The following is a 15946-nucleotide window of genomic DNA, read 5'->3' on the forward strand; positions in this document are numbered from 1 at the left end:
GTTTGTTGCATACAGCTCAGTTTTTAGGACCTGCGGAATTCAACTGGTTCATGCTGTTCGCACTGGAGCTCTCCAATGCGCGAACCGACTGATCGATGCCATGGCGCGATACAGGACTGCCCGTACCCGGCAGGGTTTGCGGTACGCCCACCGCATCGGGCATGCCCGCAGCAAGCCCCACTTTACCGAGTCCGCCCACCACGGCGCCAACAGGCCCCGCAACCACGCCACCACCAGCCATCGCGCCGAGCGTGCCACCGACGTTCTGCTCCTGCGCGCCAGTCAACACATCTCCATCGATTCGATAGGCCTGTATGTTCTCCGTTGCGGGGACATGCATGGTGCCACCATATTTCTCGACCGTTCCGCTGTTGAGCCCCGATGAGTTGAATGTGGTGGCTGGCTGGCCACTTGCTCGCGACGCTGCGGACGCCATGCCTCCGCCAAGCGAGTGCCCGGTGAAATCAACTGCTGCGCCAGAATCGCCCACTTTGGTGCCAACGCCCACTGCACTCTCAAAGTAGTCCGAGTGCAGACCCACACCCTGCTGAAGATTGTTCTTCCAGTCCTCCATTTCGGACATTCGGGTTCCGCGGAATGCCACAACCGGCTTGGCGTCAGGTCCAAACACTGCAGGGTCGGGCTCATAGACTTGGGTGCCGTATTTGAGGTCTTCTTTTTTGAGCCCATACTTCTCCAACGCCGCATCATCACCACTGATATTGCCCCACCCCGGCGGCGCGCCCTTCTCTGGCGCGTAGGTGTTCTGTGACAGCTTGGCCATCTGCAGCGCATGGGCGTCGTTTTCGGCTTTCGCAATGTCTGCAGCCATCTTGTCACGCTCGGGGCCCGGGGGCATCTGCGCGAGCTGCTTCTTCGCATCGGCCAACTGCTGCATCTGCATCGTCAATTGAGCTACCGGGTCCACAGGAGGCGCTTCCGAGCCCACTGGAGCCGCACAGTTGAGCAGGATCTTCCCACCGCGCTCGTCGAGTTCTTCTGTGAAGCTGAGCAAGCCCTTCTTGCCTTGCAGCACGATAGTCCCGTCAGCAAGCAAAACGATTGCGGATTCTCCGCACACCAAGGCGATGCGTTGGCTGGCCTTGATGAAGACGTCCTCGGTCTTGCCATGCACCAGCACCGACTTCTCGCCGACCAGATTCGCGTTGGCGGCGGTAGATGTCATCGATGCATCCGCCTTCGCAAGGATGTTTGTCGCGCCAGTCAACGAGTGCGAAATGATGTCGCCCGCAGACACTGTGGTGATTTGCCCGCCACTGCTGACCTGCGTGACGATGCCGTTCTTCACGAGCTGGGTGTACTGTGCACCGGTGGTCACCGTCATCGGCCCCTGAGACCGCATGGAGACGCTTTGTCCCGAGCTCACGACCACTGGCTTGGGACTGATCATCGTCTGCCCCTCCGGGCTGACGATGGAGACGATGGGCTTGTCGATCTTTTTCGACAGATCCAGCATGTTCTGGGCATCGGCCAACGCGGGATCCATGTCACTGGAAACGCTGGACTCGCCACCGCCTTCATCTCCACCACCCAAGGCGGACGCGGCCGTGTTGACCATGCCTGCGATGCCCGCAACGCCTCCTAGACCACCCATGCCCCCCGCGCCGCCGCTCATTCCGCCCACCATTGATGCGATTCCCGGCAGACCTTGCATCAGACCGCTGAAATCACCGCTCTTGCTCTTGATGGTGGAGGCCAGTATTCCCTTGGTCGCGTTGATGGCCTGTTCGGTTTCCTGAATCAGCGAACGGCTTTGCGCCAGCGTCTCGCCCATGAACTCATGCCCGTCCGGACTGTCATGCGAGATCTTCTGCTTGAAGTCCGACGTATAGGTCGTAATCAGCAGGCCTTTGTCGGCACGGATAGCGCCCCATTCATTCGTACGCAATTCAAACCCGTAGCTGCGCTTGGCCTCCGAGCCCTGATTCAACAGATAGCCCATGTGCAGATGCGTATTGCCATGGTCGCTCGACAACTCCAGATGCTCAATGCCCTTCTGGTCTTCAAAGCGCAGCATGTTCTTGCCGCCGCCGCCTTTGCTCCAGTTGGTCTGCGTGCCCGACTGCGTCTTGTGTTTAGGCAATTCCCACGGAGGCATCTGCAGCGCGTTGTAGACACGACCGGTGATGATCGGGTAGTCCGGATCGCCGTTCAGAAAATCGACGATCACCTCCTGACCAATGCGCGGGATGTGCATGCCGCCGTAGTTGCTGCCCGCCCAAGTCTGGCTCACACGGATCCAGCAGCTGGAGTTTTCATCCATCTTGCCGTAACGGTCCCAGTGAAACTGCACCTTCACCCGGCCGTACTTGTCGGTGTAGATTTCCTCGCCAGCCGGGCCGGTGATCACCGCAGTCTGTGGGCCAGTGGTATGCGGCTTGGGCGTCACGCGCTGGCTGCGGTAGGGCACGCTCTTGGGCACGACGTTGAAGCTGATGCGATAGGACGTCGGGCTGTCGATGCCCGCGCGCTTGCCAGCGCCCGAGCCGCCCGCACCGTCGCTGCGACGCACGTTTTCTTCGAACCGGTAATACGCCGATTCGATGAGGTATTCCTTGTTTTGATCTTCTCGCGGATAACGAGTCAAAGTAAAAAGGTAACCAGGAGCAATATTTCGCGCATTTCCCTCACCTTGAGCTACTTCTCGTTGCGCCTTTTGCTGTTCGATTCGTACTCGCGCATAGTTCTCGCCGTCGCCTGTTTCGGTATATCCACCGGGCCAGTCATAGAGTTCACGGCTGTCTTCCGTGTGGCCTGCGGGCTGCTGTTGCTTGGTGTCGAGGATGGCCTTCGGTTTTTCGAAGTCGTAGTCGTCTGCTGCAAAATGGCCGCTGGCGATGTCTTCGGCAAAGCTCCAACCGTCGATGAAATCCTCATCATGCACGTGCGCCGCCCGGTCGCCTGAGTAGTACGTGATGGTGCTCGGCCCACTGGGCAGCGGGCTGTGGCTGCCGATGTCGTCGGCCAGCACCAGCTTGTGGCTGCCCTGGCTGTGCTCAAAATAGAAGTAACCACCCTCGATCTCGAGCAGCCGGGCGACAAAATTGAAGTCCGTCTCGCCGTACTGGACCATGTAATCCCAGGTGCGATAACTACCCGTGAGCTTGTCCTCGATGGTGAAGCCATAGGGGCCAAGCACTTCCTTGATGATGTCTGGCACCTTCTTGAACTGGAAGATCTTGAAGTCCGACCGACGCGTCGCATGCCATAGCCACGGCCTCAGTACAGCTTCGTAGCTATAGAAATCACCATCACGCCCGATGTAAGTGAATTGCGTCACCTGTCCCGAGAGGAACCGCTTTCCTCCCCCCCCGAGCTTGGTAGTCAGATCCACTTCCACGCTCATGTCCTTGCCGAGCAGGCTTTTGGCGGAGATCGATGCGCTCTGGCTGATCAGCCGAACGCGGTACTCGAAAAGACGCGATATCTGCTCGCTTCCCTCCAGCGAACGGAACTCCAACTGCTCGCCCAATGGACTGTGGGCGATAAAGGTGCGATTCATTCCTGAAATCTCCAGTGGCTGCCGTGTGGTCGATCCGAGCCGACGAACGACACAACATTGTTTGCAACATTTATCTTACGATAGCAAAAACTTGGTATCAAATACACAACGATAGCTGAAGGTCATGTAACATCACTTAAACAAAATTGATGTAGATTACAAAATAGATTGCTAATATTTATCGCATTCTGCAACTTCTGACAGCATTGGTTGGACGAAATATGACCACTAGCATGAACATGAAGCAGCGTCTCGCTGCGAGAGGGAAAAGCGGCCAGAAATTCATCGCCCGCAATCGAGCGCCACGCGTACAGATCGAGTACGACGTGGAGGTCTACGGTTCGGAGAAGAAGATTCAGTTGCCTTTTGTGATGGGTGTGATGGCGGATCTCTCCGGCAAGCCAGCCGAAGCGCTGCCCGAGATCGGGGATCGCAAGTTCCTGGAGATCGACGTTGACAACTTCGACGCCCGCATGAAGGCCATCAAGCCGCGCGTTTCCTACCAAGTCCCAAACACGCTGACCGGCGACGGCAACATGGCCGTGGACATCACCTTCGACAGCATGGACGACTTCTCGCCCGATGCAGTCGCCAAGAAGGTGGATGCGCTGAGCAAGCTGCTGGATGCACGCACCCAGTTGGCCAATCTGCTGTCGTACATGGACGGCAAGTCCGGTGCGGAAAACCTGATTGCCAAGGTACTGGCCGATCCGGCTCTGATGAAGGCGCTGTCTTCGACGCCGAATCAGCAGACGGCCGAGAAATCCCCGGGAAATGAAGAGCAGTAATCGGCGTCACTCACGTTGCCGCTCCTAACCAATTTCGAGGAACATCAGAATGGCAGTCACTGAAAAACAAGGTCTTGCACAGTCAGCAACGCTCGAAAGCGATGCATTTGCCTCGCTGCTGAACAAGGAATTCAAGCCGAAAACGGAACAGGCCCAGGAGGCCGTTGTCTCCGCCGTTCGTACGCTGGCCGAGCAGGCTCTGTCGAACACCAACATCATTTCGGCAGATGCTTACCGGACCGTTGAAGGCATGATTGCGGAGATCGACCGCAAGCTCTCCGAGCAGGTTAACCTGATCATTCACCATGAGGACTTCCAGCGTCTGGAAGGTACATGGCGTGGTCTGCACTACCTCGTGAACAACACCGAGACCGACGAAATGCTGAAGATCCAGATCTTCAACATCAACAAGAAGGACCTTGGCCGCACGCTGCAGCGCCACAAGGGCATCCTGTGGGATCAGAGCCCCATCTTCAAGAAGGTCTACGAGGCGGAATATGGTCAGTTCGGTGGCGAGCCCTTTGGCTGCCTCGTGGGCGACTACCACTTCGACCACAACCCGCAGGACGTGGCACTGCTGACCGAAATGTCGAAGATCTCGGCGTCGGCGCACTGCCCGTTCATCGCCGGTGCTGATTCCAGTCTGATGCAAATGGAGTCATGGCAAGAGCTGGCCAACCCCCGCGACCTGACCAAGATTTTCGGCAACACCGAATACATAAAATGGCGCGCACTGCGTGACTCGGACGACGCACGTTATCTGGGCCTGACGATGCCGCGTTTCCTCTCGCGCCTGCCCTACAGCACGAAGGAAAACCCGGTCGACGGCTTCGACTTTGAAGAAGACACGGCCGGAGCCAACCACAACAATTTCTGCTGGTCCAACTCCGCTTATGCGATGGCAACGAACATCAACCGTTCGTTCAAGCTCTATGGCTGGTGCACATCGATTCGCGGGGTGGAATCCGGCGGCATTGTGGAAGACCTGCCAGTGCACGTTTTCCCGAGCGACGACGGTGGCGTGGACATCAAGTGCCCCACCGAGATTGCGATCAGCGATCGCCGCGAAGCGGAGCTCGCCAAGAACGGCTTGATGCCGCTCGTGTATCGCAAGAACAGTGACGTGGCCGCCTTCATCGGTGCCCAGTCGCTGCAAAAGCCTGCCGAGTACTACGACGCCGACGCGACGGCCAATGCCAATCTGTCCGCACGTCTGCCGTACCTCTTCGCATGCTGCCGTTTTGCGCACTATCTGAAGTGCATCGTCCGCGACAAGATCGGCTCCTTCAAGGAGCGTGACGATGTGCAGCTTTGGTTGAACAACTGGATCATGAACTACGTCGATGGTGATCCAGCCAACTCATCCGAAGGCGTCAAGGCAATGAAGCCTTTGGCCGCTGCTGAAGTGGTGGTTGAAGAAATTGAGGAGAACCCTGGCTACTACTCGGCCAAGTTCTTTCTGCGTCCTCACTACCAATTGGAAGGCCTCACGGTTTCCTTGCGCCTGGTGTCCAAGCTGCCTTCTGTGAAACAAGCAGCAGTGCAGCAGTAATCAGCAGTCCCCTGTTGTCAGTTGAATTGATCATTAATCCCTGTTTATCTGGAGGAAGAAAATGGCAGTTAATCGTTTGAACAGCCCTGTGGCCAACGTAGCACCCGAACAACGTGTCGGTGGTGTGGTCGATATCTATTGCAAGATCGACGGTGTCGACGGCGAAGCCGAAGACTCCAAGCACAAGGGCTGGCTGCACGTCGAGTCCATCGCAGGTGGCGTGGCCAACGCGGGTGCATTTGCATACGGCGGCGGTGGCGGCTCCGGCAAGGCGCAATGGCAGGATCTGACCATTCGTGGTCGTTTTGACAAATGCTTTGCCACGTTGATGAAGAAGTGCGCATCAGGCGAACACATCGGCTCCGTGGAAATCTCTGCATGTAAGGCCGGTGGCTCGCAGCAGGAATTCCTGAACATCAAGATGACCAATGTGCTCATCTCGTCCCTGAACCTGTCTGGCGCTGAGTCCACCGAACCCATGTTCGACTGCGGCTTCAACTTCCAGAAGATCAAGGTCGAAGGCAAGTCGCAGACCAACTCCGGCTCCATGGGTGGTGCAGTGGTCGCCGAGTGGGACCTCAAGGCCAACACCTGATAGGTGCTCCTCGGGTTTCCAAGAGAGGGGCGCTTCGCCCCTTTTTTTCTTCCACCTTTGCCCTCTTCACATCAGATCACATGGCTGAACTCACATTGGCAGACAAGACGTCGCAGGTACAGGAAGCGATTCGCCAAAAACCTTCTGACGACAAGTTGCGCGTGCATCTGTTTCAGCTCTATGCGCAGGCTGGCAATTGGCAGAAGGCTTTGGGTCAGTTGCAGGTGGCGGCGCAACTCAACGAGACTCACAAACTGCTCGCGCAGGCCTATCGCCTCGCCTTGCGTGCCGAGCTGATTCGCCAGGAGGTGTTCGCTGGCACGCGCACGCCGCAAGTACTTGGCAAGCCCGCGCAGTGGCTCGGCTTTCTGATCGAGGCGCTGCAGATGGAGGGCAAGGGCCAGACTGAACAAGCTGCCGAGTTGCGTATTCAGGCCCTTGACGCAGCTGAAGCGATTTCCGGTCGCATCAACGAGGCTCCGTTCGAATGGATCGCCGACGCCGATTCACGCCTCGGCCCGGTGCTCGAAGTTTTTGTGAATGGCGATTATTACTGGCTGCCGTTTGAGTCCATCGTCGAAATCAAGATGGACACGCCTGAGGACCTGCGCGATCTGGTCTGGCTGCCCGCACACGTGAAACTGGTCAATGAAGGCCTGCACCCCATATTGCTGCCTGCGCGCTATCCGCTGGTGCAAGGTACGGTGGAAGACGGGCATCTGCGCTCACGCCTGACGAGCTGGACCGAAACCACAGAAGGCGACTTCATCGGACACGGAGTGAAGGTCTTCTCGACCAATTCGCGTGAGATGTCGCTGCTCGACATCCGCCAGATCCGTCTGGACTCCAAGGCCGAATAGTCCCCGAGAACCTTCTGACCGCCGTAACCAGCATGGACCGCGCAGACAGCAACGATCAATTCCACTACGGCACCGCAGACCGTCTGCTGCCGACGCTGTTGGACCGCCTGACGGATCAGGCACCGCAGCGCGACAAAGATGCAGTGAGCGAGCGCCTCGTCACGCGCAAGCAACTTCGCCAGATCATCCTGCGCGACCTCTCCTGGCTGCTCAACGCAACGAATGCCGAGACCGAGCTGATGCTCGAAGACTTCGCCGAAGCGCGCAATTCGACACTGAACTATGGCCTGCCCGCGTTCTCCGGCAAGCGGATTTCCGATGTGAAACTCACCGATCTGGAAGCCGCTATCAAGAACAGCATCCAGCAGTTCGAGCCGCGCGTGATGCCGGCAACGCTGGTGGTCAACGCCAGCCTGGCCTCGGACGACGAGGCCGCTCACAACATGGTGGTGTTCGAGATCCGCGGCCAGATCTGGGCGCAACCCTACCCCATCGAAATGCTGCTCAAATCCAGCATCGATCTGGAGACCGGCTCCGTCACCCTGCACGACCAGTTGGGAGACAACTGATGGACCCGCGATTGCTCGACTATTACAACCGCGAGCTGGCCTACATCCGCGAAATGGGGCAGGAGTTCGCGCTGGAACACCCCAAGATCGCGGGTCGCCTCGGCATGAAGGGCCTCGAAGTCGCAGACCCCTATGTGGAGCGTTTGCTCGAGGGTTTCGCGCTGCTGGCGGGCCGTATCCAGCTCAAGATGGATGCGGAGTTTCCGCGCTTTTCCCAGCGCTTGCTGGAACTGATCTATCCGCACTACCTCTCACCGACACCAGCCATGGGCATCGTGCGCATGCACCCGAGCGAGACAGAGGGCGGCATCACCGGTGCCTTCAAGGTTCCGCGCCTCACTGTGCTGCGTGCACCGATCTCGCCGGGTCAAGTGACCGCCTGCCAGTTCCGCACGGCACACGATGTGGAGCTGCTGCCGATGAGCGTCAAGCAGGCGTGGATCGAGGGCCTCGCCACCGATGTGCGCATTCCCGCCAATCAAAAGAAAGTGGCCAGCAGCCTGCACCTGGTACTGGAGACCAGCGGCGACAAGGAATTCCGCACCATCGATTTCGATGAACTGCCGGTCTACATCGCCGGCCCGTTCGACCGAGCCCTGTTGCTGCTTGAACTGATTTGCGGCCGCCTTGTGGGCGGTGCCATCAAATGGCGTGACGATGCGGGCAAAGATCACCAATCGTGGCTCGCCGCCGATCAGGTCTGCGGCATGGGCTTCGAAAACGACGAATCGCTGATTCCCTACGGCGAGCAAAGTTTCAGCGGCTATCGTCTGCTGCATGAATATTTTGCATGTCCGGACCGTTACCGCTTCTTCAAGATCAAGCGCCTGCGCCAGATACTCAAGACCGTGCGCGCGATGCGCATCGAGTTCGTGCTGCATTTCGACCGTGCGGCCACCGAGCTCGAGAAGGTGGTTTCCGACAGCCACTTTCACCTGTTCTGCACGCCCGTCATCAACCTGTTTCCCAAGAAGGGGGACCGTATCGACGTGTCGCTCGCGCACTTCGAGCACCATCTGTTGGGTGACCGCACACGTCCGCTGGACTACGAGATCTACTCAGTCTCGTCGATTCAGGGTTATGCCGCCAACAACACCGACGTGCAGACCTTCCTGCCGATCTACGAAACCTTGGGTGCGCAGGAAAGTTCGCATTCGCAGGCCTACTTCTCGCTGCGCCGCGAACCCCGCAAGCTCTCCGAAGTCGCCAAGCGCAACGGCCCGCGCACTGGCTATATCGGCAGCGAAGTGTTCGCGCAACTGGTGGATCGTCAGGATGCGCCCTACCCTCATACGCTGAGCCGCATCGCACCCGACATGCTGTGCACCAACCGCGATCTGTCGCTGTTGATCACCTCCGCGGGCGAGCGCAACTTCCAGCTTGCCGTATCAGCACCCGTACAGCGCGTGGAGCTGGTCACCACGCTCACCCGGCCAGCGGCTTCGATGGCCGAGCGCAAGGCCACATGGCGGTTGCTCAGCCATCTGCAGCTGAACTATCAGACACTCACCGACTCGACGCCCACAGAAGGCGCCAAAGTCATGCGCGAGCTTCTCCATCTGTACGCGCAGCTCAGCCGCCCAGAGACCGCGCAGCAAGCCGATGCGGTGGCGTCGGTCAACCTCACGCCGATGTTTGCACGGGTGCGACAACCGGGCCCCATCGTCTACGGACGCGGTGTCGACATCCATCTCACCGTCGATCAGGCCAAGTTCGGTGGCAGCAGTTCGTGGCTGTTTGGCGCAGTGCTCGAACGCTTCTTCGCGCGCCATGTAGGCATCAACTCCGCCACGCGCCTGAAAATGAGCACACTGCAGAACGGCCCATTCGCCGAATGGGCCACGCGCCAGGGCATGCGCCCGATGGCGTGATGCAGAGAAGCAATATGGAAAGTTCCGCATCGCATTTTCGGCACCCGTCGCCGCAGGCTTCATCGGCCAGCGCATTGTCGCAACTGGTGCGCACCACGCTGCCCCAGACCGAAGCCATCGATCTGTTCGCGCTGCTGCGCCATCTGGATGCTGCATCCCCATCGGCACGCCTTGGCGCCTCACAAACACCGCGCGAAGACGTGGTGCGACTCGGCCAGCATCCGTCCACCGTCTTTGCCCCGTCCACCCTGTACAGCGTGCGGCCCACTGGCTATGGCGGTAGACCGCTGGTGCGAATTCTCAGTTTTGGCGTCTTCGGCCCCAACGGGGCGCTGCCACTTCACCTGACCGAATATGTGCGCGAGCGGCTGCACAATCACGGCGATCCTGCGCCTGCCGATTTTGTCGACCTGTTCCACCACCGCTTCATCAGCCTGTTCTATCGCGCTTGGGCGGATGCGCAGTCTGTCGTGCAACTTGATCGTCCGGGTGTCGACAAGTTCAGTTTCTATGCGGGGGCGCTGGTCGGTATTGGGTTCGAGGGAAGCTGGCAACGCGATTCCATCGACGACAGCGCCAAGCTCTACGCCGCTGGTCATCTGGTGCGCCTCACGCGCAATCCGGAGGGGCTCGAAAAACTCATCGGCCACCACTTCGGAACAAAGGCGGGGATCACCGAATTTATCAAAAGCTGGATTCACATCGACGAGGCCGACCAGACCCGCCTCGGCAGCCTTGGGCAAAACAATCAGCTCGGCGTGAGTGCCATCGCGGGCAGCCGTCTGCAGGACGTTCAGGCCAAGTTCCGCATCTCGCTCGGCCCGATGGAACTTCGCAAGTACGAGAGCTTTCTGCCACCCGAGCTCAACAACCGCAGGCTGCGCGATTGGGTACGCAACTACATCGGCATCGAGATGGATTGGGATGTAGAGCTGCAACTGCATGCCAAAGAAGTACCGCGCACCTCGCTCGGCGGCGGCTCGCGCCTCGGTTGGACCACGTGGATGGGCAAGCGCGCAAGCGATGCGCCCGCCAACGATCTGCGGCTCAATCCGGAGCGGGATTCCAGGCGGCTGAAGACGGGTTGAGCGAACCACGAAAAGCGCCTCGCTGCGGTGACGAGAAAGCATGAAAATGGGTGTGCATCCCCACAACAACGGAGACACACCATGCAGCCATCATCCCCCGGAGCACAACTCGTTGTCTCTCACTCCCACAACGCCCAGTTCGAGCGCGGATTGCGCTCGTTCTTTGAGTACCGCGACCTGGGCATGAAGCGGGCCACCGACGGCAAGGTCGTCGCTCACGTGATCCGCGCAGCGCAGGGCGAGGAGTTCAATGGCGTACCGCATCTGCACCACATCGATTTCCAGCTCGTCTACGTGCTCAAAGGCTGGGTGGAGTTCGAGTACGAAGGTCACGGCTCCGTGCGGCTCGAGGCCGGCTCCTGTGTCTATCAGCCCCCAGGCATTCGCCACCGTGAACTCGGCCACAGCGAGGATGTGGAGATGCTGGAAATCGTGATGCCCGGCGAATTCAAGACCGAGATAGCGGAAAGCGTCGAACGCAAGGCATGACTCACGCGCAATAGCCGCATCGCCGACTCGCTTTTTTTGAGCGGGACGCCGGAATCCCTCGCTAAACTTCACAGCACAAATCAAAGTGTTACGAAGGAGTATTCATTGGCCATGCACATTTGGGACTACGCGCCGGACGCGCTCGAAGTCAGCGTCACCGAGCTGATCGTCACCACCGCTGATCAAAGCGACGACCTGGTGGACGACACCGTCCGTCAAGTGCTTCAGGACCTGCGCGAGAACTTGAAGATGGACGTGATCTTCCTCTCGGAAATTCGAGAGGGCAAGCGCATGTTCAAGCATGTCGACAACAAGCCCGGCTGCGACCTCATCGCCACCGGCGGAGGCTCGCGGCTGGAAGAGTCGTTCTGCCAATGCGTGCTCGACGGCCGCCTGCCCAAGCTGGTGCATGATGCCGAAACCCATCGCAAGAGCGCCAAGCTGCCGGACACCCCTTTTCGCGTGGGCGCGCACATCAGCGCCCCCATCGTGCTCGCCAACGGGCAGATTTATGGAACGCTGTGCACCTTCAGCACGGCAGCCGATCCCTCGCTGACCCAGAAGGATCTGCAGAAACTCGAATGCGTGGCGCGCGTGGCAGCCAAGCGCATCGACCTGCGCTTTGCAAAGGAGCGCGATGAAACCATCGCGAGCTGGCAATTGCAGCCGCTGGCCGAAGCTCCATTCAATAAGGCCTGGGGCGACAAGCTGGGTAGCAAGTAAGGCGCGAAATCCAGGGGCTACCGTGGCCGCTTCGGAGCTTTCAGTGCCCCGACGCCTTGGAGAACAGCTGAATCACCAGCACACCGATCACGATCAACGTCATGCCCGCCATGGCGGGCAGATCGAGCTTCTGGCCGTGAACCAACCAGCCGACGATGGAGATCAGCACAATGCCCAAACCCGACCAGATCGCGTAGACCACGCCCGTCGGAATGGACTTCATCACCTGCGCGAGCAGGTAGAACGAAATGCAGTAGCCAAGCACGGCCAGCGCGCTTGGCACCAGGCGCTGAAAGCCTTCGGACGATTTGAGAGCCGTGGTAGCAATTACCTCGGTGACGATGGCCGCGCCAAGCAAAAGGAATGGAGACATGACTGAAAAACCTCTGGCTCACATGGCAACCAGCGCCACAAAACGAGCCTTTGACCGCGAAGCCTAGTCGAAATATCCGTCCAAAAACGAAAGCACCAACTTGCCCCCACGTGTGGCGGGTGCAAGCGCGTCGGCCTTCCTGTTGCGCCTCCTCAGCTTCCGCTGGCCACGCAGCGCAGTTGCTGTTCACCAAGCCCCGTGATGCCAAGCCGCATCTCGTCACCCACGCGCAGGAATTTCGGCACAGGCTTCTGGCCAAGGCCGACACCCGCGGGCGTACCGGTCAGCACGATGTCGCCGGGCTCGAGCGTCATGAAATCGCTGATGTAGGACAGCATGGTCGGCACGTCGAAGATGAAGTTCTTCGTGTTGCCGTCCTGCATGCGCCGGCCATTCACATCAAGCCACAGGCCGAGCGCGTGCGGATCGTCCACTTCGTCAGCCGTCACCAGCCATGGGCCGATGGGCGCAAAGGTGTCGTAGCTCTTGCCCTTGTCCCACTGACCGCCGCGCTCCGTCTGGTAGGCCCGCTCGGAAACATCGTTGGCCAGCACATAGCCCGCTACATGCTGCAGCGCCACGTCCTTGCCCACATGCTTGAGCCGCGTGCCGATGACGATGCCAAGCTCCACTTCCCAGTCGGCCTTTTCCGATCCTGGCGGGATCTGCACGTCGTCATTCGGGCCTGAGAGCGTGGTGATCGCCTTCATGAACAGCACGGGCTCCTTGGGCACCGGCATGCTGGCTTCTTGCGCATGGTCGCGGTAGTTCAGCCCCACGCAGACGATCTTACCGACGTTGCCAATGGGGCAACCAAGCCGCACGCCCTCCTCCACCAGCGGCAGCCGCGCGATGTCGATGGCGGCGAGTGCCGCCAGCGTGCGGGGGGACAACTGATCAGGCCCCAGTTCGGACAGCAGCATCGAAAGATCGCGCACGCGCCCCGCCGCATCCACCACGCCAGCGCGCTCCGCGCCAACTTCACCGTATCTGACCAGCTTCATGACAATCTCCTTGTTATGGGTTGCCACGATGTTAGTCGCACAGCCAACGCCAAATCCGCAACCATCTCAAGACCTGATGCCCGCTTCTCGTTCGGCGATGCCCCGTGTGCCCGCCTGCGCGCGCGTAGGCCTTACCATCGGAGCAAAAGACAGAGACACGCATGACCGCTCCCGTATCGCTTCCACCCACGCCCTCGCCCTCGCACTCGCCTGCGCCCGCTCCCACGCTCAAACGCCCCGCCAATCTGCGCGAGCTGTTCTGGGCCTTCACCATGCTGGCGCTGCAGGGCTTTGGCGGTGTGCTCGCGGTGGTGCAGCGCGAGATGGTGGATCGCCGCCAGTGGATTACCAACGAAGAATTCATCGAGGACTGGGCCGTCGCGCAGATCCTGCCCGGCCCCAACGTGGTCAATCTGTCGATGATGATCGGCGACCGCTACTTCGGTCTGCGCGGCGCAATCACCGCTGTGCTCGGCATGCTGAGTATTCCGATGCTGCTGGTGATCGTGCTGGCCGTGCTCTACCAGCACTATGCCGACGTTCCGCAGGTGGCGGGCGCGCTGCGCGGCATGGGCGCGGTGGCAGCGGGTTTAGTGATCGGCGCGGGCTTCCGGCTTGCCGTTGCGTTCCGCAAGCATCCACTCGGCCCCATGGTCTGCTGGGTGTTTGCGGCCATCACCTTTGCGGCGATGGCGCTGTGGCGTTTTCCGCTGGGATGGGTGCTGCCGGTGGTGGGCGGCACGACCTGCGTGCTCACCTGGTTCAAGCTCGGGCGTGACACCGCACGCGCGGCCCAGTCCTGATCAAGCAAGGCCCGATCCATGCAAACCGCCATCACCATGCACGCCACCGACTGGTTGCACCTCTTCGTCTACTACATGATGCTGTCGCTGCTGTCCGTGGGCGGTGCCATCGCCACCGCACCCGACATGCACCGCTATCTGGTGGACGAACACGGCCTGCTCACCGATTTGCAATTCACCAACTCCATCGCCATCGCCCAGTCCGCGCCTGGCCCGAACGTGCTCTTCGTCGCCCTCTTCGGCTGGAACATCGGCATGAACGCCGCCCCCGTCGGCAGCCCCATGGGCTGGCTGCTCGGCAGCGTCGGCGTCGTGGTCTGCATGGTGGGCATTCTGCTGCCGAGCAGCACCCTCACCTTCGTCGCCACACGCTGGGCACAACAGCACCGCGAAAAGCGCACAGTGCGTGCATTCAAGCAAGGCATGGCACCGCTCGTCGTAGGCCTGCTCTGCGCCACCGGCTGGGTCCTCGCCAGCGCCCGTGGCGGCCCGCTCGCGGCATGGCCGCTATGGTGCGTGAGCGCCGTGACTGCGGTGCTGGTCTGGCGGACCAAGATTCATCTGCTGTGGCTGCTGGCGGTTGGAGCGGTGCTAGGAGCCTTGGGGGTGGTTTGAAGACCGGTGGTCGAGAAACTGAGAATGGCCAACATCAGCCTATCGCTGCGCCAACAAGTGGCTACCCTATCTGTACGACAAACCTGTGTCGACTGGAATCAATTGTTAACCACTGAATTGCGCTCGATAGTACGCAACAAGTGCGTTCGCATGCCCATGACCTATCTTATGCTCGGACTTGAGGTAAGCGAGCTGTTCCATGTGTTTTTTGTCGCCCAAGGTGTCAAGAATCTGGACCCAGTGGGCGACCGGCTTCCCGTAAGTCTTCTCAATCGAAGGGAAATAAGACGCGGGGCCTCTGACCTTTTCTTCACTTTCCATGTGTACCTCCATGCAATAGAACGGAGAGGGTTGCCCGTCTTGAGCCGCCTTCATTCTTTCGCGCGACCCTCATATCGGTGAACGTGATCGCTGAGTCAACCTTCCATGTTTGAGTATGACAGACGACTATGTGGCTGATTGCAAAAGACTGCTCCGAGTCGTTCCGCGCCATTCACGGCAACTGCGTCACCCATTCGCCGTTCTGTGCTGCGACTCGCAATCAACAAGGCATGCCACGGAAAATATCGCTGACCGCATGATGAACAGGAATGACCTAAGCCCACGCATTGCAGCAATGTAATGTTCCCGTTGCCATCCTGTCGGTGCCGTTTTTCCACAATGAACCCATCTCGCAAGCATCCGCTTCGAGGTGATTTCAACCGATTGGAAAGAAAGGCTCCGACATCATCATGCGCAAGACTCGCAACACCCTCCTCGCCTCCCTTGCTTTTGCGGCCATGGGCCTCGGCGCAGCAGGCACCGCATTTGCCAGCAGCTACATCCACTCGACCAACTCGGAGAAAGGCTACGTCGTTCACCCCGAGCACTTCAAGAGCGACAAGACCCGCGCTCAAGTGCAAGCCGAGACGGCCGAATTCGTGAAAAACGGCGGAACGGACAGCTTCCGCAGCAGCAACTATCCGCCGCTGGAATCTCAAGCCTCAACGATGACGCGCAAGCAGGTCATGGATGAACTGAAGAACGAAAGCCCCGCTCAGCGCAAGGCGAGGCTTGAAATGATTCGCGGTTGATCACCTTCACAGCGGCAAAA

The 15946-nt window shown here is 59.5% G+C and carries 16 protein-coding genes; 12 read left to right on the top strand and 4 right to left on the bottom strand.

Going from position 1 to position 15946, the window contains the following annotated elements; all coding sequences use genetic code 11:
* Positions 1-16 precede the first annotated feature (16 nt).
* Positions 17-3523: a type VI secretion system tip protein TssI/VgrG gene (gene tssI / locus G7047_RS11880; protein ID WP_205904771.1), complete on the bottom strand. Its 3507-nt coding sequence runs from the start codon at positions 3521-3523 to the stop codon at positions 17-19.
* A gap of 221 nt (positions 3524-3744) precedes the next feature.
* Here tssI and tssB point away from each other — a divergent pair, with 221 nt between their 5' ends.
* From tssB to G7047_RS11925, 9 genes are all read left to right on the top strand, one after another.
* Positions 3745-4311 (top strand): type VI secretion system contractile sheath small subunit, encoded by a 567-nt coding sequence (tssB, locus tag G7047_RS11885; RefSeq protein WP_240939464.1) that lies wholly within the window; start codon positions 3745-3747, stop codon positions 4309-4311.
* Between the two features lie 49 nt (positions 4312-4360).
* Positions 4361-5863, top strand: coding sequence for a type VI secretion system contractile sheath large subunit (tssC, locus tag G7047_RS11890; RefSeq protein ID WP_166305383.1), 1503 nt, complete (start codon positions 4361-4363; stop codon positions 5861-5863).
* 61 nt (positions 5864-5924) lie between these two features.
* Complete coding sequence (locus G7047_RS11895) at positions 5925-6458, top strand: type VI secretion system tube protein Hcp (protein ID WP_166305386.1); 534 nt, start codon at positions 5925-5927, stop codon at positions 6456-6458.
* Positions 6459-6538: 80 nt separating this feature from the next.
* A complete protein-coding gene (locus G7047_RS11900) occupies positions 6539-7318 on the top strand; it encodes a type VI secretion system accessory protein TagJ (protein WP_166305389.1) in 780 nt (259 codons plus the stop codon).
* Positions 7319-7350: 32 nt separating this feature from the next.
* Entirely contained in the window at positions 7351-7887 is a 537-nt protein-coding gene (gene tssE, locus G7047_RS11905) for a type VI secretion system baseplate subunit TssE (protein WP_166305392.1), read from the top strand.
* The gene (gene tssF / locus G7047_RS11910; protein ID WP_166305395.1) at positions 7887-9758 is read left to right on the top strand and encodes a type VI secretion system baseplate subunit TssF; all 1872 of its coding nucleotides are present in this window, start codon (positions 7887-7889) and stop codon (positions 9756-9758) included. The genes tssE and tssF overlap by 1 nt, the downstream gene beginning before the upstream one ends.
* A gap of 14 nt (positions 9759-9772) precedes the next feature.
* A complete protein-coding gene (tssG, locus tag G7047_RS11915) occupies positions 9773-10846 on the top strand; it encodes a type VI secretion system baseplate subunit TssG (protein WP_166305398.1) in 1074 nt (357 codons plus the stop codon).
* A gap of 81 nt (positions 10847-10927) precedes the next feature.
* A complete protein-coding gene (locus G7047_RS11920) occupies positions 10928-11335 on the top strand; it encodes a cupin domain-containing protein (protein ID WP_166305401.1) in 408 nt (135 codons plus the stop codon).
* A 111-nt stretch (positions 11336-11446) separates the two neighbouring features.
* The gene (locus G7047_RS11925; protein WP_240939465.1) at positions 11447-12058 is read left to right on the top strand and encodes a GAF domain-containing protein; all 612 of its coding nucleotides are present in this window, start codon (positions 11447-11449) and stop codon (positions 12056-12058) included.
* A 40-nt stretch (positions 12059-12098) separates the two neighbouring features.
* Here the strand turns inward: G7047_RS11925 and G7047_RS11930 are convergent, their stop codons facing one another.
* Complete coding sequence (locus G7047_RS11930; protein WP_166305407.1) at positions 12099-12431, bottom strand: SMR family transporter; 333 nt, start codon at positions 12429-12431, stop codon at positions 12099-12101.
* A 152-nt stretch (positions 12432-12583) separates the two neighbouring features.
* The gene (locus G7047_RS11935; RefSeq protein ID WP_166305410.1) at positions 12584-13435 is read right to left on the bottom strand and encodes a fumarylacetoacetate hydrolase family protein; all 852 of its coding nucleotides are present in this window, start codon (positions 13433-13435) and stop codon (positions 12584-12586) included.
* Between the two features lie 161 nt (positions 13436-13596).
* On the opposite strand from G7047_RS11935, the gene G7047_RS11940 reads away from it, so the two are divergent.
* Both G7047_RS11940 and G7047_RS11945 read left to right on the top strand, forming a co-directional pair.
* Positions 13597-14238 (top strand): chromate transporter, encoded by a 642-nt coding sequence (locus G7047_RS11940; RefSeq protein ID WP_166305413.1) that lies wholly within the window; start codon positions 13597-13599, stop codon positions 14236-14238.
* An 18-nt stretch (positions 14239-14256) separates the two neighbouring features.
* Entirely contained in the window at positions 14257-14853 is a 597-nt protein-coding gene (locus G7047_RS11945; RefSeq protein WP_166305416.1) for a chromate transporter, read from the top strand.
* 105 nt (positions 14854-14958) lie between these two features.
* Here G7047_RS11945 and G7047_RS11950 read toward each other — a convergent pair whose 3' ends face one another.
* The gene (locus G7047_RS11950; RefSeq protein ID WP_166305419.1) at positions 14959-15174 is read right to left on the bottom strand and encodes a DUF4287 domain-containing protein; all 216 of its coding nucleotides are present in this window, start codon (positions 15172-15174) and stop codon (positions 14959-14961) included.
* A gap of 410 nt (positions 15175-15584) precedes the next feature.
* Between G7047_RS11950 and G7047_RS11955 the strand changes: the two genes are divergently transcribed.
* A complete protein-coding gene (locus tag G7047_RS11955) occupies positions 15585-15926 on the top strand; it encodes a DUF4148 domain-containing protein (RefSeq protein ID WP_240939466.1) in 342 nt (113 codons plus the stop codon).
* Positions 15927-15946: the final 20 nt, after the last annotated feature.

This window comes from Diaphorobacter sp. HDW4A (assembly GCF_011305995.1).
Taxonomy (GTDB): Bacteria; Pseudomonadota; Gammaproteobacteria; order Burkholderiales; family Burkholderiaceae_C; genus Diaphorobacter_A.

What these genes read in the sequence shown, in the direction of transcription:
- tssI (WP_205904771.1), bottom strand. Translation starts at nt 3,523, where the DNA reads ATGAATCGCACCTTTATCGCCCACAGTCCATTGGGCGAGCAGTTGGAG.
- tssB (WP_240939464.1), top strand. Translation starts at nt 3,745, where the DNA reads ATGACCACTAGCATGAACATGAAGCAGCGTCTCGCTGCGAGAGGGAAA.
- tssC (WP_166305383.1), top strand. Translation starts at nt 4,361, where the DNA reads ATGGCAGTCACTGAAAAACAAGGTCTTGCACAGTCAGCAACGCTCGAA.
- G7047_RS11895 (WP_166305386.1), top strand. Translation starts at nt 5,925, where the DNA reads ATGGCAGTTAATCGTTTGAACAGCCCTGTGGCCAACGTAGCACCCGAA.
- G7047_RS11900 (WP_166305389.1), top strand. Translation starts at nt 6,539, where the DNA reads ATGGCTGAACTCACATTGGCAGACAAGACGTCGCAGGTACAGGAAGCG.
- tssE (WP_166305392.1), top strand. Translation starts at nt 7,351, where the DNA reads ATGGACCGCGCAGACAGCAACGATCAATTCCACTACGGCACCGCAGAC.
- tssF (WP_166305395.1), top strand. Translation starts at nt 7,887, where the DNA reads ATGGACCCGCGATTGCTCGACTATTACAACCGCGAGCTGGCCTACATC.
- tssG (WP_166305398.1), top strand. Translation starts at nt 9,773, where the DNA reads ATGGAAAGTTCCGCATCGCATTTTCGGCACCCGTCGCCGCAGGCTTCA.
- G7047_RS11920 (WP_166305401.1), top strand. Translation starts at nt 10,928, where the DNA reads ATGCAGCCATCATCCCCCGGAGCACAACTCGTTGTCTCTCACTCCCAC.
- G7047_RS11925 (WP_240939465.1), top strand. Translation starts at nt 11,447, where the DNA reads ATGCACATTTGGGACTACGCGCCGGACGCGCTCGAAGTCAGCGTCACC.
- G7047_RS11930 (WP_166305407.1), bottom strand. Translation starts at nt 12,431, where the DNA reads ATGTCTCCATTCCTTTTGCTTGGCGCGGCCATCGTCACCGAGGTAATT.
- G7047_RS11935 (WP_166305410.1), bottom strand. Translation starts at nt 13,435, where the DNA reads ATGAAGCTGGTCAGATACGGTGAAGTTGGCGCGGAGCGCGCTGGCGTG.
- G7047_RS11940 (WP_166305413.1), top strand. Translation starts at nt 13,597, where the DNA reads ATGACCGCTCCCGTATCGCTTCCACCCACGCCCTCGCCCTCGCACTCG.
- G7047_RS11945 (WP_166305416.1), top strand. Translation starts at nt 14,257, where the DNA reads ATGCAAACCGCCATCACCATGCACGCCACCGACTGGTTGCACCTCTTC.
- G7047_RS11950 (WP_166305419.1), bottom strand. Translation starts at nt 15,174, where the DNA reads ATGGAAAGTGAAGAAAAGGTCAGAGGCCCCGCGTCTTATTTCCCTTCG.
- G7047_RS11955 (WP_240939466.1), top strand. Translation starts at nt 15,585, where the DNA reads ATGCGCAAGACTCGCAACACCCTCCTCGCCTCCCTTGCTTTTGCGGCC.